20 protein-coding genes and 1 pseudogene are annotated in these 24,002 nt (G+C 44.8%); 13 read left to right on the top strand and 8 right to left on the bottom strand.

Annotation, left to right across the window (positions count from 1 at the left end; all coding sequences use genetic code 11):
• Nucleotides 1-72 precede the first annotated feature (72 nt).
• Entirely contained in the window at nt 73-1,389 is a 1,317-nt protein-coding gene (locus tag QUA90_RS04825) for a voltage-gated chloride channel family protein (protein WP_333444118.1), read from the top strand.
• Between the two features lie 479 nt (nt 1,390-1,868).
• Here QUA90_RS04825 and QUA90_RS04830 read toward each other — a convergent pair whose 3' ends face one another.
• The 3 genes from QUA90_RS04830 to QUA90_RS04840 form a co-directional block, all read right to left on the bottom strand.
• On the bottom strand, nt 1,869-2,678 hold the full coding sequence (locus QUA90_RS04830) for a glucose 1-dehydrogenase (RefSeq protein ID WP_333444120.1): 810 nt from the start codon (nt 2,676-2,678) through the stop codon (nt 1,869-1,871).
• Nucleotides 2,679-3,144: 466 nt separating this feature from the next.
• Complete coding sequence (locus tag QUA90_RS04835; RefSeq protein ID WP_333323781.1) at nt 3,145-3,417, bottom strand: hypothetical protein; 273 nt, start codon at nt 3,415-3,417, stop codon at nt 3,145-3,147.
• A gap of 891 nt (nt 3,418-4,308) precedes the next feature.
• Nucleotides 4,309-4,992 carry an HAD-IC family P-type ATPase gene (locus QUA90_RS04840; protein ID WP_333323783.1) on the bottom strand — a complete coding sequence of 228 codons (684 nt, stop codon included), beginning with the start codon at nt 4,990-4,992 and terminating at the stop codon, nt 4,309-4,311.
• An 852-nt stretch (nt 4,993-5,844) separates the two neighbouring features.
• Here QUA90_RS04840 and QUA90_RS04845 point away from each other — a divergent pair.
• The 3 genes from QUA90_RS04845 (at nt 5,845) to QUA90_RS04855 (ending at nt 8,512) form a co-directional block, all read left to right on the top strand.
• Nucleotides 5,845-6,240, top strand: coding sequence for a hypothetical protein (locus QUA90_RS04845; protein WP_333444122.1), 396 nt, complete (start codon nt 5,845-5,847; stop codon nt 6,238-6,240).
• A gap of 83 nt (nt 6,241-6,323) precedes the next feature.
• Nucleotides 6,324-7,316, top strand: coding sequence for a phthiocerol/phthiodiolone dimycocerosyl transferase family protein (locus QUA90_RS04850; protein ID WP_333444155.1), 993 nt, complete (start codon nt 6,324-6,326; stop codon nt 7,314-7,316).
• 86 nt (nt 7,317-7,402) lie between these two features.
• Nucleotides 7,403-8,512: a glycosyltransferase family 4 protein gene (locus QUA90_RS04855; protein ID WP_333323786.1), complete on the top strand. Its 1,110-nt coding sequence runs from the start codon at nt 7,403-7,405 to the stop codon at nt 8,510-8,512.
• Nucleotides 8,513-8,625: 113 nt separating this feature from the next.
• Here the strand turns inward: QUA90_RS04855 and QUA90_RS04860 are convergent, their stop codons facing one another.
• On the bottom strand, nt 8,626-9,591 hold the full coding sequence (locus QUA90_RS04860; RefSeq protein WP_333084152.1) for a glycosyltransferase family 2 protein: 966 nt from the start codon (nt 9,589-9,591) through the stop codon (nt 8,626-8,628).
• Between the two features lie 285 nt (nt 9,592-9,876).
• On the opposite strand from QUA90_RS04860, the gene QUA90_RS04865 reads away from it, so the two are divergent.
• Nucleotides 9,877-10,500 (top strand): TenA family protein, encoded by a 624-nt coding sequence (locus tag QUA90_RS04865; RefSeq protein WP_333084151.1) that lies wholly within the window; start codon nt 9,877-9,879, stop codon nt 10,498-10,500.
• A gap of 686 nt (nt 10,501-11,186) precedes the next feature.
• On the opposite strand, the gene QUA90_RS04870 is transcribed toward QUA90_RS04865, so the two are convergent.
• Nucleotides 11,187-12,479 carry a pentapeptide repeat-containing protein gene (locus tag QUA90_RS04870; protein WP_333323788.1) on the bottom strand — a complete coding sequence of 431 codons (1,293 nt, stop codon included), beginning with the start codon at nt 12,477-12,479 and terminating at the stop codon, nt 11,187-11,189.
• A gap of 119 nt (nt 12,480-12,598) precedes the next feature.
• Between QUA90_RS04870 and QUA90_RS04875 the strand changes: the two are divergent.
• Nucleotides 12,599-13,054: pseudogene (locus QUA90_RS04875) on the top strand (aspartyl protease).
• 237 nt (nt 13,055-13,291) lie between these two features.
• On the opposite strand, the gene QUA90_RS04880 reads toward QUA90_RS04875, so the two are convergent.
• On the bottom strand, nt 13,292-13,804 hold the full coding sequence (locus tag QUA90_RS04880) for a DUF1648 domain-containing protein (protein WP_333444125.1): 513 nt from the start codon (nt 13,802-13,804) through the stop codon (nt 13,292-13,294).
• A 175-nt stretch (nt 13,805-13,979) separates the two neighbouring features.
• Here QUA90_RS04880 and QUA90_RS04885 point away from each other — a divergent pair, with 175 nt between their 5' ends.
• From QUA90_RS04885 to QUA90_RS04900, 4 genes are all read left to right on the top strand, one after another.
• A complete protein-coding gene (locus QUA90_RS04885; protein WP_333444128.1) occupies nt 13,980-15,206 on the top strand; it encodes an RNA-guided endonuclease TnpB family protein in 1,227 nt (408 codons plus the stop codon).
• Nucleotides 15,207-15,310: 104 nt separating this feature from the next.
• Nucleotides 15,311-15,871 carry a peptide deformylase gene (def, locus tag QUA90_RS04890; RefSeq protein ID WP_190659061.1) on the top strand — a complete coding sequence of 187 codons (561 nt, stop codon included), beginning with the start codon at nt 15,311-15,313 and terminating at the stop codon, nt 15,869-15,871.
• Nucleotides 15,871-16,071, top strand: a complete 201-nt coding sequence (locus tag QUA90_RS04895) for a hypothetical protein (protein ID WP_199292547.1) — start codon at nt 15,871-15,873, stop codon at nt 16,069-16,071. The genes def and QUA90_RS04895 overlap by 1 nt, the downstream gene beginning before the upstream one ends.
• Nucleotides 16,072-16,248: 177 nt before the next feature.
• Nucleotides 16,249-17,586, top strand: a complete 1,338-nt coding sequence (locus tag QUA90_RS04900) for a PrsW family glutamic-type intramembrane protease (RefSeq protein WP_333216268.1) — start codon at nt 16,249-16,251, stop codon at nt 17,584-17,586.
• A 36-nt stretch (nt 17,587-17,622) separates the two neighbouring features.
• Here the strand turns inward: QUA90_RS04900 and QUA90_RS04905 are convergent, their stop codons facing one another.
• Nucleotides 17,623-18,306 (bottom strand): PEP-CTERM sorting domain-containing protein, encoded by a 684-nt coding sequence (locus QUA90_RS04905; RefSeq protein WP_333216266.1) that lies wholly within the window; start codon nt 18,304-18,306, stop codon nt 17,623-17,625.
• A 506-nt stretch (nt 18,307-18,812) separates the two neighbouring features.
• Here QUA90_RS04905 and QUA90_RS04910 point away from each other — a divergent pair.
• Nucleotides 18,813-19,865: a Gfo/Idh/MocA family protein gene (locus QUA90_RS04910; RefSeq protein ID WP_015178266.1), complete on the top strand. Its 1,053-nt coding sequence runs from the start codon at nt 18,813-18,815 to the stop codon at nt 19,863-19,865.
• A gap of 434 nt (nt 19,866-20,299) precedes the next feature.
• Here QUA90_RS04910 and QUA90_RS04915 read toward each other — a convergent pair whose 3' ends face one another.
• Nucleotides 20,300-21,274, bottom strand: a complete 975-nt coding sequence (locus QUA90_RS04915) for an SGNH/GDSL hydrolase family protein (RefSeq protein ID WP_333232641.1) — start codon at nt 21,272-21,274, stop codon at nt 20,300-20,302.
• 782 nt (nt 21,275-22,056) lie between these two features.
• On the opposite strand from QUA90_RS04915, the gene btpA reads away from it, so the two are divergent.
• Together btpA and QUA90_RS04925 are read left to right on the top strand one after the other, a co-directional pair.
• A complete protein-coding gene (btpA, locus tag QUA90_RS04920) occupies nt 22,057-22,944 on the top strand; it encodes a photosystem I biogenesis protein BtpA (protein ID WP_333057464.1) in 888 nt (295 codons plus the stop codon).
• Nucleotides 22,945-23,064: 120 nt separating this feature from the next.
• Nucleotides 23,065-23,988, top strand: coding sequence for a vitamin K epoxide reductase family protein (locus QUA90_RS04925; protein WP_333216260.1), 924 nt, complete (start codon nt 23,065-23,067; stop codon nt 23,986-23,988).
• The last annotated feature ends 14 nt before the right edge of the window (nt 23,989-24,002 follow it).

The following is a 24,002-nucleotide window of genomic DNA, read 5'->3' on the forward strand; positions in this document are numbered from 1 at the left end:
TCAAGGCGATATTTAACGCAGATTTAGGCTCGCTCGCAACGAGCCTAACTTTACCCCAAAGAATCATTTCTTATGAAACGTCTCCCTCAATTTGAGCAGTTCACCATCATTCCGCAACTCAGCAAGTGGTTCATTATTTCTTGTATAGTTGGTATGCTGTCCGGTCTTGGTTCCTCTGCTCTCCTCGCATCTTTAGAATGGGCAACCAATTGGCGAGAATCTCATTTATGGGCGATCGCCTTACTACCGCTAGGTGGATTCTTCAGCGGTTGGATTTATCATAAATATGGCAAAAAAGTAGAATCCGGAAATAATCTTTTACTCGAAGAGATTCATCATCCCCAAAGTATTATTCCCTTACGAATGGCTCCTATGGTGCTGTTAGGGACAGATTTAACCCATTTATTTGGAGGTTCAGCAGGTCGAGAAGGGACAGCCCTACAAATTGTGGCATCTCTTGCCGATCAGTTGACTAAAATATTCCACTTTAAACCCAGGGAGCGCCGAATTTTATTAATGGCGGGGATTAGTGGAGGATTTGCTTCGGTTTTTGGAACTCCCTTAGCTGGAACTATCTTTGGTTTAGAGGTTTTAGCGATTGGTACGATTAAGCATAATGCTCTTTTTCCCTGTTTAGTTGCAGCAGTTGTGGGCGATCGCATTACCTTAAATCTGGGGTTGCATCACACCGCATACCGCCACGCTCCGCTTGTACCAAGCATAACTCCAATGGGGCTAGTTTATGCAATTATAGCTGGTATAATTTTCGGCATTGTAGCGATGATTTTTGCGAAACTAACTCATCAAATTAGCCACTTCTTTAAAGCCCAGATATCCTACCCTCCTTTACGTCCTGCAATTGGCGGTGTTATTGTGGCATTGACTGTTTGGGCGATCGGCTCAACTAAGTATATTGGTCTTGGTATTCCTACCATTGTCGATGCGTTTTATACTCAGTTACCACCTTGGGATTTTGCGGCAAAAATAGGTTTAACGGCGTTGACATTAGGGGCTGGTTTTAAGGGCGGTGAAGTTACTCCTCTATTTTTTATTGGCGCCACATTAGGTAATGCTTTGTCATTAATCTTGGCATTACCAGCACCTTTATTGGCGGGCATGGGATTTGTGGCAGTTTTTGGCGGCGCTGCAAATACACCGATCGCTGCTACTTTAATGGGAATTGAACTTTTTGGACTAGAATCTGGGGTGTTTGTGGCGATCGCTTGTGTGATGAGCTACCTTTTTTCAGGCCATGCGGGCATCTATAGCTCACAGCGTCTTGGCGCTGGAAAATACCATTTTTTGCCCACGAAAAAAGGGCAAAAGTGGAAAAAATTCCCCCCGGAAATCGCTCCCAAATCCGAATCAAATGTCAACACAATTAATTAATTAATTAATTAATTAATTTCATGACTTACATTAATAGCAGAAACTATTGATTGCTGGAGCGTATTCACGCCAGCGAGAGCGATGATTCTTCTCTGTTAATTTCATCACCTAAATAAATTATTGGATTTTTATGCAGCAAGATACCACTACTTGACATCTTTGCCGTATAACTCCTCCGCAATACCTTCCTGGCTGCCACGTTCAATCATATCTGCATGACACCTTAGTGCGTTTTAGTCTAGTGTCCGGTGAGTAAAGAAAGCGATCGCCCAAAAAAAATCCTTGTTTAGGTAAAATGACAAGCGAATTTCTTGATGGTACAAGCCCCAGATTTATCTGTGGAATCAATCCAAAAGCTAAAATCTAAAATCCTCAAGGCCCCGAATTTATCCGTGGGCCAATTCAAAATCTAAAATCTAAAATCTAAAATCGAATGACAGCGATCGCCTATTTCCTCCAAATAGTTTCTCCGAGTTAATTTAGGCAGACCAAGCTTCGCGAAAGTCACCATAGAGGGTCAATCCACCATCAATATAGAGCGTTTGTCCCGTAATGTAAGCCGCTTCATCTGATGCCAGAAATGCCGCTGCTGCAGCCATTTCCTCCGATGTGCCTGCCCGCCCCATTGGGATATGGCTTTCCACTACTGCCTTTTGTTCTGGATTGTCCGTCCAGCTTTCATTAATCGGTGTAATTGTTGCACCGGGCGCAATAGCATTGACGCGGATGCCTCGGTTTGCGTATTCCAACGCTAGGGTTTTCGTTAAATTTCCCATGCCGCCTTTGCTGATGGAATAGCTGATATACATCGGGCGAGGAATGATTTCATGCACACTCGAAATATTGATAATCACCCCAGAGCGCTGCTCACTCAATAGATGCTTAATGGTTTCCCGCGCACAGAGATATGCACCTCGCAAATTGACTGCCATCACGCGATCGAATTCATCGGTTGGCACTTCATGGGATGCGCTTTCTGTTTGAATCCCAGCATTATTAATTAGGATATCCAGACTACCAAATTTATCAATGACAGTATTCACCATACGAAGGATGTCGTCTTCTTTGGAGACATCTCCCTGAACTAATAGCGTTTCAACCCCGCATTCCGATGCTTGTCCACAGGCTTTTTGCAGAGCTATTTCTTCAGTATCTTCTGCCTCTTCTAAGCTTTTGCGATAGTTAACGGCAATGTTGCAACCTTCTTGGGCGAGACGAATGGCGATCGCCTGCCCAATGCCTGAACTCGCTCCAGTAATGAGTGCGTTTTTTCCCTTTAAACCTTTCATAATTGCTCTCCCAGAGACTTAAAACAAAATATCTTAACCGAAACCTCAAGCCAACTAGCTTCTTCATCAACCAGAAGGTTGTTCTGTCTTTTCGCCACGCATTTCATCAATCTTCAGAAGACTGATCACCATGCCCGCGATCGGGAGGGAGCATCTCATATTTGTAAAAACACTTATTTTGGCTCCTTCCTTCTTCCTCTTTCCCCGCAGCAAGAGAGCCTCAAAACTCCTCCCTCAAAAATCCAATTTTGGGCTGGGCTGCTTTCATTGAGATGCTCCCAGGGTTATATACCTTATTGATTTGATTTATACCAATTTAATGTGAAGTTGCACATATCTCGATTCCCCTAAATCCCCCTGGTTGTTGGGGGACTTTGAGAAGAATCTTGTCCCCCCCTCCGGCGGGGGGCTAGGGGGGATCGGATTCTATGCAACCTCATAAAAAATTGGTATTATGCTTACCTAATTATTGAAGTTTCCCCACAATTAGACCAACAAGCACAATCAGACCTAATGCTCTACGAAAGTAATTAACGCCTTGAAATAATTCTTCCCAAGCCCAAGTAAACAAAGAGCCAAAGGCTACTAGCTGCAACCCTAAATTAATTTGACCTGTTGTAACAATGAGCGTTAATAAACTAGCTACAATCCCGACACTCAGTGGTAGATTGGGCATCTGAGCTATAACAATTTGACCTTCGCTATCGCGGAATGTGCGATCGAACAATGTGTTTTCCATGAGTTTCTCGTGTCAATGTAATAAATAGAACCAGGTTAACATTCAATAGTGCGGGGATTTTTGGGGGACGATACTACAAGCTTTAGAGGGCAAGGAACATAAAAAAGTCGAATTAAATGCAAGTCAGGAGTGGACATGACATTGATTTAATTATCCAAAGTGGCTCAAAGTCATAGAAGATTAGCCATGGTACTATAGAAAAAGTGTCGGCACTATTGCACAGTGCAATCAGATATTTATCCTAGAGCAAGTTGTTTTTTGATTCCCTGTCATGAATTTATTCGGCTTGTTTTTTCCATTATTTTAATTTTTTTATTTGAGTGGTTAGAGGGTAGTATTATAGTAAATTTCAAAAAATCAAAAATCATCTCTCGCTTGGAAGAGTTTAGAGTAAAAGGTGATCTATAATTGGACAGACATAATCTTTTCTCTACTATCGCATCGAGAGCGATCGACCTCATGCTCAAATCCCAGGTTAGCAATTCACAGGTCTAAGCTGTTCGGCATTTAAAAGACGATAGTAGGGTGCGTCATTACAGAAGTGTTTCCCGCATAAGCGCGTAAGTGTGCACTCCTGACGCACGATACAAGCCTCGTTACTCATTTAAATGCTCCACAGCTTAGCGCGATCGATTAGGAAGTTCGCGCTCAAACGCATAAATTCCAGCCGCACCAATTAAAGTGACGATCGCTATCACTTTAAGCAAGAGGAGCCAACCGCTTTAAAAACATAGCAGGCACAATGACTGGAATCCCTGCACCGATACAAATGAGAGCTTGGATAAAACTAAGCGGTTGGGTAGCAAATAGCGGGTTTAGGAAACTCAACTGGCTAAAGAAAACTTGAAATATAAACACACAACCCACACCGATCGCAGGAATAACAGCAATTTATTGAGTGCGATCTTTTAAATACGCAAACAGAGATGGAATACATTGGCTAATACTCAATAAGTAAAAGGTTTCTGCGGAAACCAGCGTATGGACTGCCATTGTCCGAGCCAAATTAATATTACCTGTGGCTTGTGAAGCCCATTCAAAAATGCCAAGTACAGCAATGAGATTGAAGATAGAAATAATCAGGATGCGCCACAGCAATTTTTTCGTTAATAGGGGTTCATTGGGGCGGCGGGGCGATCGCTGCATAGTCTCAGCCGATTTTGGCTCAAATGCTAGAGTGGCACTTAGGGCGACGGAACTCACCATGTTCACCCAGAGAATCTGCATCGGCAAAATTGGCAGGGTGGTACCCGCCAAGATTCCCACCAATATGGTCAGCGCTTCTCCACCATTGACGGGTAGGATAAACCCAATGGTTTTCAGCAGGTTGCCATAAACGGTGCGTCCTTCTTCTATGGTGGCTTCAATGGAGGCAAAGTTATCATCGGTCAACACCATATCCGCCGCTTCTTTGGCAACTTCCGTGCCTGTAATCCCCATCGCTATGCCAATATCCGCCTGCTTTAGTGCTGGGGCATCATTGACCCCATCTCCGGTCATGGCAACAATTTCACCCTTGGACTGCAAAGCTTCCACCAGTCGCAGTTTCTGTTCAGGCGCAACCCGGGCAAACACATTACTAACTTCAACGGCATTGCTGATTGACGGTATGAATTAAGTTCTACGAAAAGACTCCAAGGCACAAAAAGTCTGTCTTCGGCAAAGATTAAAAAATGTACATTCATACTAAAGTTCAGCAACGCCAACACTTCTTCTTCCTCCTTCCTTCTGACTCTTTTCTCCTGACTACTGGCTCCTGGCTCCTAACTCCAATTTTGGGCTTGGCTGCTTTCATTGAGATGCTCCCGCTCCAACTTACGCATCTATGATTCATCTAATAATAGCAGTTGCCATAAATTTAATAAATCCTCAGCATTTAATAAATTGGTTGGCTAGCGGTTGCTATTGTACCTCATAACCGCGAAAACTGCTGTATGTATATCGCCCTAAAGAACAGAAAAAAATATCGCAGACGGAGTACCTTTGGCGCTGCTTGAGATGGAGATCTGTGAGTCCATTATCTGGCTCAATATTCAGTAGATGTGCCAGAATTAATGAACCTAACTCCCAATAAACTTTGCTTTTCTCAACAGGGTATACAAACTGCAACCCTTATTTAGTGTAGTTCCTAGGCCTCTTTGTCACACTCCCAGATGAGTCAGTTACAATAGTTCTGACACTTTGGGGTAAAATGGCTGCAATCGTTGATTTTTCCTGAGTCGTGACTTGGCTCAAACCCTAATTATGCCGTTGACAATCAAAAACTGTCCGAAGTATTGAGTTAGTTACACAAATGAAACTGTGAAATTAGGGAGCCTAATTAAAGAACCTGCCGTTGATGAAAAAACTAACTTACAAACAACTCAATTTTGGATACTTGAGCAATTGCAGAAATGTAGATAAACTTTGAAATGAGAGAAAATCAAAATGAAATCTTTCAGCAGAAAACTTGGTTTGGTAGAAATGTCGATGGCGCTAAGCCATGAGGTGGGAGGCGGACTAATTGTAAATGTTGTTTATCTGGAAGGAATTTTAACACCAGAGCTTGTTAAACAAGCTCTTAAATTAGTCCAACAGCGTCATCCCATGCTCCAAGTTTACATTGTTGAGTCTGAGGATGGATTATATTTTCAATCGACAGGAATAACGGAAATTCCGGTACAAGTTATATACAAACAAGATGAAAATGAAGCAATTAAAATTGCTGAAAAAGAACTACATACAAAATTTACAACAGGCAATAATCCTCTGTGTCGCCTAACTCTTTTGTATTCTCATCAACATCAAAATAGCTGTGAAGTGATTAAGCTGTTGTGCATTTAAATAGGGTGTGAGGATTTGGTGAAAGGGAACAGGAAACGGGAAACGGGGAACAGACAATATGTAATTTAAATGCTCGACAGCTTATTACCTTTCATCATGGAATTGTAGATGGCATATCATGTATGCGTTTTATTGATGATTTGTTATTTTATTATCAAAACAATCAGGAAGGAGAGAATATATTTCCTGTAGAATCACTAGAATTTATTCCTCCCATAGAAACCTTAGTTACTTATAATATTCCCAGTAAAGAACCAAGGGAAAATCATCTACTCGCAACTGCACAACCCACTCTACCACCACAATTAATTATTGAACATCAAGCATCGGCCCACGAACGTTTAACTCGGATGTTACCGCGAATGCTTAGTCAAGAAAAAACTAAGATACTCATTGATAAATGCAAACAAGAAAAAACAACTGTGCATGGTGCTATGTGTGCGGCTATGCTATTTGCTGCTGGCAAATTACTATCAATAGATACACAGGTAAATTTCTCCTATGGTTTACCTGTAGATTTGAGAAAATATTGTGAGCCTGAAATCACAGATCAAAATCTCGGTTGTTTTATATCAGTGCTGGGTTTTAATCAGTTAATTGAGCCAAAGACATCTTTTTGGGATTTAGCTAGAGAATGTAAATCCCGCATACATGATTCTTTAATTAGCGGTGTCCATATAACTAGACTACTACAAAGTAAATTACGTAATCTTGACATAGATACAATCAAGGAACTCGTTATTAACTCTATGGTGAGTAAAGAAGATACTATGGGAAGGAATAATCTTTTTGCAATTTCCAATCGAGGCAAATTTAAATTTCGATATAAAGCCGAAAAGCTAAAAATCAAGGAATTATACTTTGCCACTCCTCAACATATTGGTGGGGATTGTTTTTGGTTAGGTGTTCTCACCCTCAATGAGCAGTTATTTTGCAACTTTATTTATGTAGAACCTGTCATCAGCGATCGAACAGCACAGTTATTTGCTGATGATGTGATGACAGTCATAGAAAAAGTGTGTATCAATCAAAAAACGACCTTAACAATGTTGTGTGAGTCAGTGACACAAAATTAAATCCTCTTGATTGATGGGATTTGTTTGACAAATATCTAATTTTACTCTACAATATCTATGTCAAAAGTTGGGAAGAGTCAAATAATATGAACTGGGACAATAACTCAATTGTAATTTATTCCAATTTTCCATTTCATCTAGAAGATTGGTCTCCTCAATCTGTGAATAAAGGTATTGGCGGAAGTGAAGAAGCGATTATTTACTTAAGTCAAGAATTAGTTAAATTAGGCTACCAGGTTACTGTTTTTAATCGCTGCGGTGATATGGAAGGGGAATATAAGGGAGTAGTTTATCAGTCAGTTGATAAATTCAATACCCAAGATAACTTTAATGTCTTAATCTTTCATCGTGTTTGGACACAACCTATGCGAATGAAAGTGAAAGCCCGAAAAACTGCTGTATGGATGCACGATAACCCGCAATTATTTCCTCCTGTAGAAGAGTCTCAGCGTTTGGAATTTCTGGCAAGTTTTGACAAACTTTTTATGTTGTCAAATTTTCATAAGTCTCTGCTGCCTGACTGGATTCCTGAAGACAAGATTTTTTTAACAACCAATGGGATTAATCTCGAAGATTTCAATTTAACAGGAATTGCTAGAAATCCCAAAAGGCTAATTTCGATTAGTGATTATGCAAGAGGTATTGAAAATTTACTGACTCAATGGGATCAAGTTCTCAAAGAAGTGCCCGATGTTGAATTACATATTTTTTATGGTTGGCAAGGAATTGATGCTTTAATTAATTCACCTTATCTTGAGAAATTTCCATACTTACCAGATAAAAAGCAAAAACTTTTACAACTTTTCGAGCAGGAAAATGTCTATGAACATGGCAGGATTGGACACAAGGAGTTAGTGGAAGAATTATTCAAATCAGGCATCTGGGTTTATCCTTGTCATACTGCTGCGGAGATTTTCTGTATTAGTGCTTGGAAAGCGCAAGCTGCTGGTTGTGTTCCTGTGGTGACAACTTATGCAGGTTTAGATGACACTGTGAAATCAGGTATCAGAATTAAGGGGCCTGCTGGCGATGAGGAAACTAATAATGCTTTTATTACAGCAGTGATTGACTTGCTAAAAAATCCTGAAAAACAAGACTCTTTAAGACAGGAAGCATTAACTCTTAAAGATTCATTTGGCTGGAATAGAGTCGCTCAACAATGGCATCAGGAGTTTATATCGGCTGAAATTAAGTAGAAAATAATGAATCAACAACCCGCATCTTGAATGTGGTTCAGGGTTCAGGTGATTCAGCAGACGCACCATACAACCGCTATCTTTAAGCCGTCAAGATAGTAAAAAAGTCCTGCTTATTTATCATTTTTTTGACGAAAGGGATCGAAACCAGCCACTTCTGCCAGCGTATAAAGCGGGCGACCCTTCACCTCCTCATAAATCCGCCCTATATACTGGCCCAAAATCCCAATACTCACCAACTGCACCGCACCCAAAAAGAAAACCGCCATAATCACAATTGTCAAACCAGTTAATGCCGAACCTGCAGAGAAAAGACGCCAATACAAAACCAAGAAAGCCATCAAAACAGACACGAAAGCCGAAAATAAACCCAAATAAATCGACAGTTGCAGAGGAACTTTTGAAAAAGACACTAAACCGTTCATCGCCAAAGCAAAAGATTTACTGAAGGTATACTTAACATCGCCAGCAAAACGCGGATCACGTTCAAACTTAACGGCCGTTTGTTTAAAACCAATCCAAGCGCGCAATCCCCGAATGTAACGATTGCGTTCTGGCATGGCGTTGAGTACATCCACTACGCACCTATCCATCAAACAAAAATCTCCGGTATCTATGGGAATATCCACATCAGCAAGATTCCGCAAAATGCGATAATACATATAAGCCGGCAACCGCTTAAACCAACCTTCTTGACGCCGTTGAGTGCGTTGAGCGTAAACAACTTGATAGCCCTGTCGCCACTGTTCTACCATGTCTATAATTAGCTCTGGCGGGTCTTGCAAATCGCCGTCCATGATGACTACAACTTGACCTCTAGAAAAGTTTAAACCAGCAGTTACAGCTATTTGATGGCCGAAATTGCGAGCAAAACTGAGGTAACAAATTCGCGAGTCTTTTTCGTGCAATTCTCGCAAAAGTTCGAGAGAGCGATCGCGACTGCCATCATTAATTAAAATTAATTCTACTGGGCCGTCCATTCGATCCATCACCGCACTAATTCGCCGATACAATTCAGCGAGATTTTCTTCTTCGTTATAGATAGGAATTACCAAGGAATACTTAGGTGTATCGTTCATTGCAGTTTCTGTTTAAAAATCGGCTTTTCAACCGTTAAATCAAAAGTTTCTTTTTCCCAAAACACCCTGGCTGCTTCACCAGAGATGTTCGGCAGGTAATTTCGCTCTTTGAGCCAGACAACAGCAGTCCATCAAATAGCCGCGTACCAACACTTATCTATTTTCTTAAATACGAAAAATAAAAGATACCATAAGACTGACACACGCCCAGCGAAAACATCTGTTATCATAGATGTTTAGTCAGACTATAAAAATTACAATCATAACCCATCGATTCAAAATTGCATGACAAATTCCAATTATCTTTGGCAAGCAAATCAAGACTTAAGCGAAGCTTGTCTGCAACATCCCTTTGTCAGAGGCATTGCTGACGGCAGCCTCCCCCAAAATAGTTTTGCATATTACGTTGCACAAGACGCATTTTTTCTGGGAGCCTTCGCTCGCGCTTATAGTATCGCTGCGGCAAAAGCACCCGACTGGGGGGGGTTTGAAATTCTCCACAATCTCGGTAGTGGCGTTTTAGAAGAACTTCGTTTGCATCAAGGATATGCAGCCAAATGGGGGGTAAACTTACAAGAGGCAAAACCGGGAATCGCTACCCGCCGCTACACAGATTTTTTATTAGCGACAGCCTGGGGGAGTGGTGTAGGTTTGACAGTAGCCGCCATGACTCCTTGCTTGCGGTTGTATGCTTTTTTGGGACAGCAGCTAGCTACAGGTAATATACCGGAACACGCCTTTAGCGACTGGATTTCCACCTATAGCAGCCCGGATTTTGAGATTTTAGCAAAACGCCTGGAAGGTTTGGTCGATCGCTACGCAGATGCTGGGCCAGAAGTAGAAGCAACCTATCGCTACGCTATGCTATGCGAAAGAGACTTTTTTCAAGCAGCTTGGGAAATAGAGTAAATTAAGTTTGTGCAAAAATGGAAAACTATCTTAAGCTACCTACACGCAGTAAATTTAACAGCCATGTACAGCAGGAATGTAGCAAATAATGTCATAACAGCATATCCCAAACAAGGCTGATTACTCAACACTAAACCGAGTGCCCTTGAAAGCTACACAATGCCGTAAACGTAGCGATGAACCGATTGCAGAGCACCGGAATTGCTCAGTAGCGCTAAAGAGCAAAAACCGAAATAGCTGACTGTAATGCTTAGCCTTTTTCGCAAATTCCCGAAATAGCCACAGCCCTAAATCATCGCAACTTTACTAACAGCTTGCAACCAGCAATAATGCAACCAAAAACGCCCAACAATTAATGAGCCCTGCTAATCCCACTTGCATTCCCAGAGTCGTGAAGTCGCGCATGAGCAAAGTAAACAGCGGATAAAAAGCGACAGAATGCTGGTGTCCATCATCTGTATAGCTGTAGCCTAAATTAGCTATTTCGATGTACCATTTACCGTCCCAATGCGAAAACAGTGCCGAGCCACTTTTGAGGAGTCAGCCACTTACAAAATCTAGAGGTGGCAGACTCCCATACAGGGGCAGTTTCTTGCCGACTAAAGGAGCAATTACCTGCATCCCGATCGCCATTATCGATCGGCTCAGAAACCACATAGCAATTACAAAAATTAACCCGTCCCGGCTTAACGTCCGAGTTTATTGGGAATCCCTTCGCAGCCACCGGGAATAGTCTCTCTCGACTTCGAGCCACACCAAGCGCAGCAGTAATAGCGCTGCTCGTCCGACAGTCGCTTGACAGCTGTGAAATCAGCGCGTTCCACCACAGCGCCGGTATGTTCGCCCGTTTGATAGTTGGGAAATTCGGTACGGCTGCGGGGGGATGCAGTTTCTGCCGAGCCGTAGAATAATGCGGCGGCTCTCATGTCGGCGCGAGCGAGATTGGCGTCATACAAGACAGCGCGCGAGAGGTTTGCTTTCACTAAATCGCACTTGCTGAGATTGGCGCGGACGAGGTTGGCTTCGCTCAAATCCGTCCATCGCAAATCAGTGCCAGCCAGGTCAGCACCCGCTAACATGACATTGAGATCGATAACGCGGATACCGTGATCCCTATCTTCAGCGTAGCCGCCGTCACCGTCAAGGATGGGACGGCCTAAAAGCCGATCGCGCTTCAGAGGAGTAACCAATCTCGACTGCGACAAAAACCGCAGAATTTTAGCTTTACCTTCAGCATCTACACTGCTCATAATCGCAGCGGTGCGGCCTTCTGCGATCGCCCTTTCCTGCGGCCAGTCTTCCAAAAACCCTTGTTCGTCAAGGGCCAAGTCGGAAACCCCTTGAAAATAAGCATCGATCGTTTGCTGCTGCGTAATTCTGTTTTGCTGAATCGTCAAATCTTTCGAGATCACGTACTGCCGCCAAGCCACATAAACGCCCAAAATCGCGATCAAAATTTGGCCCAAAGCGCCGATCAACTCGCCGAGAGCGCCGATGGCGTCCCAGTTGATTTGGATGTTGCGGCTTCCCGGTTCAGTATTACTACCGCTGAGCATCAGCAAGCCAACAATCCCAGCTAAAAGCCCAAAGCAGGCGACTATCAAAGTGCGCCAAGTCGGCGGAATTACCTGCGCCCAGATTTTGCCCCAACTCGGCCACATCAGTCGCAGCGATATGCCGATCGCACCGACAGCGCCCATTAAGCCCAGCCAAATGTTGTCATTGGCGAGCCCAAAAATCATCGCTGCGATCAACCCCAGCGTCAGCACCGATCCCGACTTCTCAGTAGTCGTTTGTTCCGGCTGCTGCGGCAAAAACACCTTGCGAGTTGGAGGCGGTGGCACCGGTTTTTTCGGTTCAGCAGTAACGACGATTGTCCCTGATTCTGGTGGCACAGTAGGGCTCGCACCGTTCTGACTTTCTACAGTCACGTTAGACTCAGGGCGATTGGGTTGAGAAGAGTTGTTTTCTGGTGTCATGCGTTGAGGCAAATTCTAATTTTAGCCGATCACTAAAACGATTTTAACTAACCTAGCAGTATTCTAGATAATATTACAATAGAAATATCCACTAATTATACTCAAAGAGGTAACAGATTATGACCCTGGTACTCCCCAATCTGCAAGAAAAACAAATGGGTCAAGTAATCACTACAATCACCGTCACGAATCGCATCGATCTAGTTATGGCTGAACGGGGATTCATTGGTGCTGAGGAAGTTCGCTCTGTTACCCTCGATAACGTTGTTGTCGATACCGGAGCAACTCTGCTTTCCTTGCCCGCTCCTATTATTAGCCAGCTAGGGTTAAAACAAGTAGGAGAAAGAGATGTATAAACATCCGCTGGCATCAAAAAAGGTAAAATTTTTGCCGACGCTCAAATTATTGTAGAGGGCAGAGAGGGCAGATTTGATTGTTTAGAATTACCGGAAGGCGTTTCGGCTGTTTTGTTGGGCGTGATTCCAATGGAAGAACTAGGCTTAGAACCAGATTTAAAAAATCGACGGTTGCGAGTATTGCCGATGAACAATCAGCAAACATATCTGATGGGTTAGTCGATCGGCGTTTACCTTAGCACAAACCTCTCGCCTGTGATTTCTCTCATCTCCAGTCCATTACCCGCCCTCAAAAATGTTTGTCGTGAGGACTACTAAACTCCTCATAAAGTTTTTATGATTTTATTCCTACTTACAAAGTAACTTTATTTTTGAGAGGTTAGATATTATTAACTGCGCTTAAAAATTGACCCAAAAACCAAGTTTATAGGTATATGTAAGATTTTTGCCCTACATCTAGCGAGCAGAATAAGCCTTGAGCAAATACACGCCAACCGTCCCAAACATCAAAACAACTAACCCTAAAAGTAACTCGATACTAAACCTTTGAGCATTGCCCAAAGCGACAAGAATTTGCTGCCGCACCACAAACGCCAACAGCCAGCAAATCTCCGCCTTCAGCCAAGCCAAAAGGCCTCGCCCCAACAGATATTGCCGGCGAGCGTTCTCCGAAGTAATCGGTACCGGATAATTAAAAGTATGCGGATAGCGCGATACCGCAGTTAAAACCGCAAAAATAATGGCAGCAACCGCAGGCATGATCCAAATCGTCACCTTGTCGCCCCAAGAATCAGCCAGCCCCCCCAAGCCGAAATGTATCGGAATTCGATCGGGCAAAACCCCCCAAAACTTGACGATGAGCAAAACAGCCAACAAAATCGCGATCGCACCTAAAAGCTCGACCGCCACTAAAATAGGCGAAAGTCCCAGAGAAATAACCGGCCGTTGGTTTGGTGCGTTTCCAGTCATGGCTACGTGAACTAACAAGCGGGAAGTCCCGCACTCTAATGGTAGTCCGTTGAGTGCCGGGATGAAAGCGTACAGAACAAGTGGGCATAGAACCCACTTGTTCTGTAGCGATCTTTGCAGATCGGCAAAACCTTTGATATAATATTTACTATTAATAGCAATTAGCAGTAAGTAAATGCTACGCAAAGTTGTCAAAGTTCGTTTATACCCTACCGCTCGGCAGTCCCAGCATCTGGCACAGAGTTTTGGTTGCGCTCGTTGGTGGTGGAATTACGCGCTTAATAAGTCCATTGAAGTCTATCAAGAGACTGGCAAAGGGCTTGGACAATCTGCATTAAATGCTTTACTGCCAGCACTAAAAAAGGAATATGAATGGTTAAGTGACTGCTACAGTCAAGTGCTACAGGCGGCTACGCTTAATCTCACGACTGCCTATAAAAACTTTTTTGACAAAAGAGCTCAGTTTCCTAAGTTCAAGTCAAAAAAGCATAAGCAGTCGATTCAATACCCCCAAAATGTTCAAATCGTTTCTGACTCTGAACTCAAGTTCCCTAAACTAGGAGTAGTCAAAGCAAAATTACATAGACCGATTGACGGAAAAATCAAAACTGTCACAGTTAGCCAAAACCCTTCGGGTAAATACTTTGCTGCAATTTTATTTGAGATTGAGGGTGAAAATCCAAAAATCTCAACTTCTGGCAAAATCGCTGGGATTGACTTAGGATTAAAACACTTTGCGATCGTTGCCGATGGCACTAAGATTTCTAAGTTTGAGAATCCTAAACATTTTGTAAAACATCAACAAAATCTCAAGCGTAAGCAGCAAAAATTAGCGCGTAAAAAGGAGGGCAGGAATTCTCGCAAAAAAGCTAAAAATTTAGTTGCTAAGGTACACGAACGGGTAGCCAATTGTCGGCAGGATTTTTTGCATAAAATCAGTGCAAAGCTGGTCAACCAAAACCAAGTTGTCATAGTAGAAAATCTTCATGTTAAAGGCATGGTTCGTAATCATTGCTTAGCTAAAGCTATATCTGATGCTGGCTGGGGAATGTTTGTCAATTTCCTGAGCTACAAATTAGACCGCAAAGGCGGTAAGTTAGTAGAAATTGATCGATGGTTCCCTAGCTCCAAAACCTGTTCAGTTTGTTTGCATCAAGTCTCGGAAATGTCTCTAGATGTGCGCGAGTGGACTTGCTCTCACTGTGGCACTCATCACGACAGAGATGGCAATGCTGCAACAAATATCAGGAATGAAGGTATCAGAATCCTAAAGACGGATGGGACGGCCGTCTCTGCTGTTGGAGGGAAGGTAAGTCCAAAGGTGGGGCGTAAGTCCAATCTGAGGCACTCCCCTACGAAGACAGAAGCCCACGCTGTATGCGATAGCATCAGCGCTGGGTAGTTCACAATTAGATTAATAGATTAATATTGGAAATAATAGTATTGGTTCCAATTTCATCCCCCAACAGCTTTCGTTGGGGGTTTCCAAACATCCCGCGAGGTTCTATGACGGCTCAGGTCTTGATTGAAAAGAAAAAGTTAGAAAAACCGCCCCTAACAATACACACATTAGGCGATCGCGTCCTGCGGCAGCCCGCCAAGCGCGTCAAAAGCGTCGATGCAGAAATTCGGCAGCTAGTCCGAGAAATGCTGCAAACCATGTACAGTGCTGACGGTATCGGTTTGGCAGCCCCCCAAGTCGGAGTCCACAAACAAGTAATTGTCCTCGACTGTGACCCGGAAAATCCCGCTACACCCCCAATCGTTTTGATCAATCCCACCATCAAAAGTAGCAGCGGCGATATCTGCATATTGCAAGAAGGGTGTTTGAGCATTCCGGGAGTTTATTTAGAAGTCAAACGCCCAGAAGTCATTGAAGTCTCCTACCGCGACGAATACGGCCGCCCACAAACCCTGATAGCAACAGAGTTACTGTCGAGGGCAATTCAGCACGAAATGGATCACCTCAACGGAGTGCTGTTTGTAGACAGAGTAGAAAACAAGCTGGCACTAAATGAAGCATTAGTCAAGCATAAATTTTCCCCAAAGGCAGTAAAATCAGTATGATGGCAGGAACTCCGAAAAGTGGTTTACTCTTAGCTCTTTCGTGCATCACTGCGATCGCGGCAGTCGGCTCTATCTTTGAGCTGTCATCGGGAGAAGCTCAACTGGGCAATTTAGTCACGGGCATCATCCTTGCCCTGAGCGTACCGCTAACTGGCATATTTTTCTATGCAGCCGTTCAGGATGCCAGGGCCAATCTCTAAGCAGAGTTATTAGTCATTAGTCATTAGTCAGCAGTTATTAGTAATTAGTAATTAGTAATTAGTCAGCAGCTAACAACCAATAACTGTGGAATAAAGACTGCTCAAAAATAACATCAGGTAACAGCTTGCGAGTTCATGACCAATGACTAATGACTAATGACTAATGACTCATAACTCATGACTAATGAAATCGGATTTCTGCGACAAGTGCCAGCCAAAGACGCTGTGGGAACCCCAGTATCCAAGTACCAACTTTCTGAAGATGGGGAATTGGTCATCGGACGCGATCGCAATTGTCAAATAACTTTAGAGTCGATCGTCCACGGCATGGTTTCCCGCCGCCACGCCGCAGTCCGTCCCCTAACTCAGGGTACTTTGACGAGATGGGAAATTTGCGACCTCAACAGCGCTAATGGAACTTATATCAACGGAAAAAAGCTCTCTGGCTGCCAAACTTTAGAAACAGGCGATCGCATCAGTCTCGGCCTTGACGGCCCTGAATTTATATTTGAATCTCCCATAACCCCTTACCAAAATCAACCAGGATTAAGAGCACCACAAACGGGCAATTTTGCTGGTAGCGAAAAAGATGCTCTCACTTTAACTCAATTATTCCCGATCGCCTCCACTGGCAAACAATTAAGCCAAAAAGCTTACTTATATCCAGGTATCGCCACAGTTATTGTTGTCGTGTCGATGTTTGTCGCCGTGGGAAATTCCGCAGCATTCAACTTGCTGCTGTCAGCTTACCTCGCCGGTGCGGCTTACTACTTTATCTATCAACTGTGCGGCAAACACAAGCCTTGGTGGGTATTGCTTGGTTCGGCTTTAGCTACAGTCCTGATTCTGAGCAGCCCCTTATTAATTGGATTTATATTCGTATTTAGAGAAATTTTGCCCGGTCGCCTGCCAATCGAAGGCGAAACAATCAGTTTTTTGCCTTTTTTGAGCAGAATGTTTTTCGGGGCGGGTCTAATGGAAGAATTGCTGAAAGCCCTGCCCGTTTTGGGAGCGATGTTGCTGGGAAATTGGCTGAAAAATCCCTGGCGCGATCGCATCGGCGTTTGGGAACCTTTAGACGGAATTCTGTTAGGAAGTGCCTCAGCAGTCGGCTTTACACTGTTAGAAACTCTGGGACAGTACGTTCCCAATGTCATCCAAAATGTCACCCTGCAAGCAGGGCCGGACGCTGGACAATTAGTAGGATTGCAGTTGCTAATTCCCCGCATTTTGGGTTCCGCCGCCGGACACATGGCTTACAGCGGCTATTTGGGATATTTTATCGGTTTGAGCGCCCTCAAACCCAGGAAGCGCTGGCAAATTTTGGGCGTAGGTTATTTCAGTGCTTCCGCACTTCACGCTTTGTGGAATGCGTCGGGAGCCGTCAGCGTACTTTTGCTTGCCTTGGTGGGAGTTTTGTCCTATACCTTTTTGGTAGCTGCGATTTTGAAAGCCAGAGCTCTGTCTCCGAATCGAGAGCAAAATTTTGCAACTCGAATATTCTTTGAAAGGTGACTTCTGACTGGTTAATTGTTGAGGTGCGATCGCACCTCAAGCTGCCATTTTTTTCTTTTGTTTTAACCAGCTTAAACCTGCCAATGCTAAAGCTGTCCCCCCAGCAGTGAGAGGTTCGGGAACAGGTTCGGGTTCGGTATTCACTAAAGTGTAAGAAACCTCGGCATTGGGGGAGATATATCTAGAGTATATAACATAGCTGTCGGTGACGATCGATCCATCGTCTATATATGATTGATAGTTCACCTGTCTGTGTACTACCTCCCTACTCCACGAGCCAGAGGTAACTCCGATAGACCAATATGCGCTGCCCTCAACCCTCAAGAAAAAAGGCCCTCCTGGTTCGTCTGGAGGACTGATATAGTCTCTTATCGCACCGTCGCCGCCGCTGGCTTGCACTCCGAGAAACTGCCCTTCACGAAATACAGCTCGAACCCCTGCCAAATTATCATATTCTTTTGTGCTTCCCAACTCGGGAAAAGTAAAACCGTACATTCTTCCCTCGGAAACTGTCCCCTCGGAAATTCCTTCAATGTCTATTCCTGTAAGCAAGGAGTTATCCACCTTTAAAAAACCGCTACCTTGACCGTCAAAATTGATATTGTAGGTGAGTACGGCGGCTTGTGCTTTGTCTACTCCTACCAATGACACGGCAGAAAACAAACTTAAAATTGTGCTAGCGATCCCACTTCCTAATCTGTGCCTTTGTTTGTGACTCATTGTTTTTTATTAAGCTTTACGTAAGTGTAATTTATTTGAGTCAGCGATCGCCCGTAATTATCCCCATTCTTAAAGTAAATTTTTTTGAAGTCAAAGATTGCCGAATGTAAATAACCGAACTAATACGGATGCGTCACCTATTGTATTTGTATAATTTATGACTTTCACTATGACTTTTGAACACAAACTAGAAAAATGTTTTATCGTAATCGCCAAATATTCCGACGGGTTTGTGTTGTGGCGATGCAGCAGGCGATCGTCCCGCTCCCATTGCACATTTAATAATCTTTGTCAATACAAAATTTCCAGACCTTTTGTCCCAGTATTCTCTCCTTGTGTATGATTCGCTTCTGCTTAATTGCCTGATGCGATAATCGCAACTGAACTTAGAAATTCTTCACAAATAGTTTGACTGTGGTACTATCTGGATGGCTGTGAGTAGCTGAGGGAAGCCAAGGGGCTTGATTCCTGTGGTGGTGGAGGAGAATCCAGGAGTGCTAGATAGGATGTCATTGGGATACGCAAACGTTTTCGCCCAGCGAAGTCAACCCGAACCCCTCCGCATTGGGGTGATTGGGGTTGGCAATATGGGCCAGCATCACACGCGAGTTCTGAGCTTGCTAAAAGATATCGAACTCGTGGGTGTTGCAGACATAAATGTAGAGCGGGGAATAGATGTAGCAAGCAAATACCGGGTTCGCTTCTTTGAAGACTACCGAGATTTGCTCGCCCACGTAGATGCAGTTTGCGTCGCCGTTCCAACTCGCCTGCATCACCCTGTGGGGATGTCTTGTCTCCAAGCGGGTGTTCACGTTTTAATTGAAAAGCCGATCGCGGCTAGCATTGCCGAAGCCGAATCTTTGGTCAACGCGGCTGCTGAGGCCCACCGGATTTTACAAGTGGGTCACATCGAGCGCTTCAATCCAGCTTTTCAGGAACTCGGCAAAGTGCTGAAAACTGAAGAGTTACTGGCATTGGAAGCTCACCGGATGAGTCCCTATTCCCAGCGGGCTAACGACGTATCGGTAGTTTTGGATTTAATGATCCACGACATCGACTTGCTTTTGGAATTGGCAGATTCCCAAGTGGTGAAGCTGACAGCCAGTGGCAGCAGAGCCTCAGATTCAGGTTATTTAGACTACGTGACAGCGACGTTGAACTTTGCTAACGGCATTGTCGCCACCCTGACTGCCAGTAAGGTGACGCACCGCAAACTCCGTTCAATCGTCGCTCACTGCAAGAATTCTCTGACAGAGGCAGATTTTCTCAACAACGAAATCTTGATTCACCGACAAACAACCGCCAATTACGTGACGGATTACGGTCAGGTGCTTTACCGTCAAGATGGGTTGATCGAGAAAGTTTACACCAGCAATATTGAACCGCTCCACGCAGAATTGGAGCATTTTATTAATTGCGTGCGGGGTGGAAATCAGCCTTCTGTGGGAGGAGAACAAGCTCTCAAAGCTCTGCGGCTTGCGAGTTCGATCGAGCAAATGGCTCTCGACGGTCAAGCTTGGTATCCGAAAGAGCTAGAGTCTACTTTGCAAGTTAGCTAAATCGAGACAAATCGTGTCGTTTCCGGGTGCTTTTACTTTGGGTTTGTTGTTCGTTGAAGATGGTAACTGTTCCCATGCAACCGGATTCGATGTCAGTCGATTTGAGATTGGACAATTCGGCGTGAGAAGTTCGGCGAGTGCGAGCGTCGGGTTGCCCTCAGTCGAACGATTTTAGATCTTAGATTGACAATCAAGCATCCAGGATACAAGCCCCCGGATTTATTCGTCCATAAATAAAAAACCTGTATCCGATAAAGGAGCCCCCGAATTGATCCGTGGGGTCAAGGCTAAAATCTAAAATCTAAAATCTAAAATCTAAAATCGATTGACTCTGCAGATGAATCTGGGGGCTTGAACTAAGGTTTAAACTTTTTTGCTCTCGACAACAGGAGTCGTGAACAAGTATCCGTCTTTAGGTGAAGTCACGATTTATGCTAACAAAGAGCGACTATTTGACGACTGATGGTTTTGCTAACTAGCTGATTTCCTTGAGGACTCAGGTGAATGCTGTCTCGATACAAAGTTGGAAATTCGGCCGCACCATTGAAAATGGGAAGAAAATCTATGTAAGTAATTTTCTCTGTTTCTACGAGTTCGGCGAGACGCGCTCTAGCTTTGACTTCCCAGTCACGCCGAAGCGGGCCGCCGAGTTCGCCCCGCTTCGGCGTGACTGCTAGCAAAAACTGGACGTTGGCGGATACAGCTATTTTCTGGATTTGGCGAATAGCTTCTAAGTTGCAGGCTACTACATCGCTGCTTGTGGCTCCGGGTGCTGCCAATTGGCGAGTCGGCACTGCAGGGAGCAGGTAACGGCTTAATAACTCTAGCGTAGCCGATCGGGGTTTGCGATCCGGGTAAGATCGATCGCGCCCCACAACCAGAGAACAGGGAGCCGACGCAAACAAATCGTCCGTATTGAGCAGCAAAACCAAAGCCTTTGCCCCAAAAACACCGAAACGCTTGGCGTAAGCAAGTTGATTCCTCGGCCCCCAAGAATTGGCTGAGGCGTTGAGAACTTCAAAATTTGAATAGTTGACTTGTGAAGCTAATTGTGTATTGTTCGCCACATTCTGTACTTGCAGTCTCAAATTCCGAGTCATAATTTCCGAGATCGTATCTGTCTGATGCGTCCACCAACCACCGTTGGCGACAGAATCTCCCAACAGCAAGACGCGCAGAGTTTCTGCAGGGGGTATCGGGGCGATCGCTCCAGTACGCATCGAATACTCGTTAATCTCAATCCGGTTGCCCAAGCGATGCACCTTCTGATTGGGCGCCAACAAATAGCCGCACTCGGCATCGGCAATATAAATCAAAGGATTACCAAAACCTAGCAGCACCCGCAGGAGCACTTCGATTGCTGCCCCCAATCCTGCGGTGACAGCCAAAATTATGAGAACAACTTCCACCACTTAACCTCGATAGAGAAGGAAAAACCCCTGCCGACACCAAGGTATAAAAAAGAATGCAACTGCAGTCAAGCTTTCATCCCTGATTGTAGTCAGTCGATTTGAGATTAAAGATTAAAGCATTGACTCGACAGATGAATCTGGGAGATCTCGCTAAAACCTGAACTTTTTTGTTTTCCAGGACTCCTGCTTACAAGCAAGTATCTGTCTTGGAGTGACGTGTGTAGGTCGCCTTTGTAAAATCTAAAATCTAAAATCTAAACTGTTATGGCTGCGGGGTTGGAGCAACTTGGCGACCCGATTAAGTCAACCGAATCGCCCCCGTGGATATAGAATTCTAGAATATACCGTCAAAATCCGCCGTCAGCCGTCAGTAAGGAACCCCACGTTTAAAAGCGGGGGCTTTCAAGACAGTCCGGCTCTGTGAGCGAGATTGAACCGAAAGCCCAAACCTTACCAGAGACAGGATCAGACCTACGTTTTTTGAGTCACGATACCGGAAAATGCGACGCTAGTTTTCCGCTCTATCGCTGAGAGTTAAACAGGCTTAAAGGGGTCAAACCAGTGCTTTCAGCCTAACAAGCTCACTAAACATTCTCGAAGCGAACATTACCCCGAAAGGGAGATTGAGGCAACCATACCTCACCGGAGAGGCAACCCGACCTCTCCAACCCCGAAAGGGGATTCAAGGCGACGGTCGTCGCAGCCGCCTTCCTCCCCATGCGTAAAGTCAGGGGCTTCCCGCTCGTTTTTTGGTGAACTTGGTGGTTTCAGGAAAATCCGTGGACTTAAAACAAATATTCAAAACGCCGAATCCCATAATCGGTGTCGTACATTTACAGCCTTTGCCAACTTCTCCCCGCTGGGGCGGAAACCTCAAAGCTATTATCGGAAGAGCCGAGCAAGAGGCTACAGCGCTGGCTTCTGGTGGCGCAAACGGTATCATAGTTGAGAACTTTTTCGACGCTCCTTTTGCCAAAGACAGCGTAGATCCGGCTGTGGTAAGTGCCATGACTCTGGTAGTTGAGAGGCTAACAAATCTCGTGACGCTGCCGATCGGCGTTAACGTGCTGCGAAACGACGCCCACAGTGCGATCGCCATCGCTTCCTGCACAGGAGCTCAATTCATCCGCGTCAACGTCCTCAACGGCATCATGGCTACAGACCAAGGCTTAATTGAAGGCCAAGCTCACCAGCTACTGCGCTACCGCCGGGAATTGGGCAGCGATGTCAAAATATTAGCAGACGTGTTAGTCAAGCACGGGCGACCCCTAGGCAGCCCCAACTTGACCACAGCCGTCCAAGAGACGATCGGGCGCGCTTTAGCCGACGCCGTAATCCTTTCCGGCTGGACAACTGGTAGCCCTCCCAATCTCGAAGACTTAGAACTCGCGAGTGCAGCAGCGGCGGGAATTCCAGTTTTCATCGGCAGTGGCGCCTCCTGGGAAAACATTTCCACCCTCATGCAGGCCGCTGACGGTGTAATCGTATCGAGTTCCCTGAAGCGAAACGGCCGCATCGAGCAGCCTATAGATCCGATCCGCGTCAGTCAGTTTGTAGAAGCCGCCCGCCGCAGCTTGTCACAGAAAGAGCCCGAACAGGAAAATAGAGATGCTAATGGCTCAAGAGGGCCAACACCGGAACCGGGCAAAGTCACAAGTAAAACGTAAAATAGGAGTTGTTGACTGTTGACAGTTGGCAGTAGTCAGTAGTCAGTAGTCATTAGTTAACCATTAACAGTCATTAGTCAACAGTCAACAATTCCCAATTATCAATTACCAAATCAAAAAATGATTCGCCGACGTTCAACCCCTTGGATTCATCGCTGGTCTCGGACTGTGATGGCAGCGATCGCAGCCATAGGCGTCGTAGAAACGGCCTATCTCACGATCGCTAAATTCACCAATGGCTCGGTCATTTGTCCCACCAGTGGCTGCGACAAAGTTCTCAACAGTCCCTACGCTACAGTCTTTGGCACAGTGCCTTTAAGTTTGTTAGGCTGTCTGGCTTACCTGAGCATAGCAATCCTGGCATTGGCTCCCAAAGCTGTAAATCCCGACACCAAGAAAGGACTGCACTCTCAACTAGAAAACAGAACTTGGCAAGCGCTATTTATCATCACTGCTGCGATGGTAATTTTCAGCAGCTATTTGATTTATTTGATGGCTTTTGAAATTCAGGATCTGTGCATTTATTGCGTCACTTCTGCCTTATTTGCGCTGTCGCTGTTTGTGCTGGTGCTAGTCGGGCGCGAGTGGGAAGATATCGGACAGTTGGTGTTTACAGGCATTTTGGTGGCAATGGTGAGTTCGATCGGCGCTTTGGGACTTTATAACAGCGTCAACTCACCTCCTCCTACTGTCTCTACCCCCGGAATTGTACCCCCTGCCGTCACTACAATCTCCGGCCCGGCACAAATGGCTTTGGCCCGCCACCTCCGACAAATCGGCGCTAAAGAGTACGGCGCTTACTGGTGCCCCCACTGCCACGACCAAAAAATGCTCTTCGGCAAAGAAGCAGCCAAAATAATTGATTATTTTGAATGCGATCCCAGGGGGCAAAATTCCCGCGCTGAAATTTGCAAAGCTGCTGCTGCGAATGTTAAAGGTTTCCCGACTTGGGAGATTAATGGTCAGTTTTATGCGGGGACACAATCTTTGGAGAAACTCGCTGATTTATCGGGTTACACGGGTCCCCGCAACTTTCAAAACTAACAGGAAAGTTGGAG

Origin of the sequence: Microcoleus sp. D3_18_C4 (assembly GCF_036702355.1) — a bacterium.
In the GTDB taxonomy this organism is placed as follows: Bacteria; Cyanobacteriota; Cyanobacteriia; order Cyanobacteriales; family Microcoleaceae; genus Microcoleus.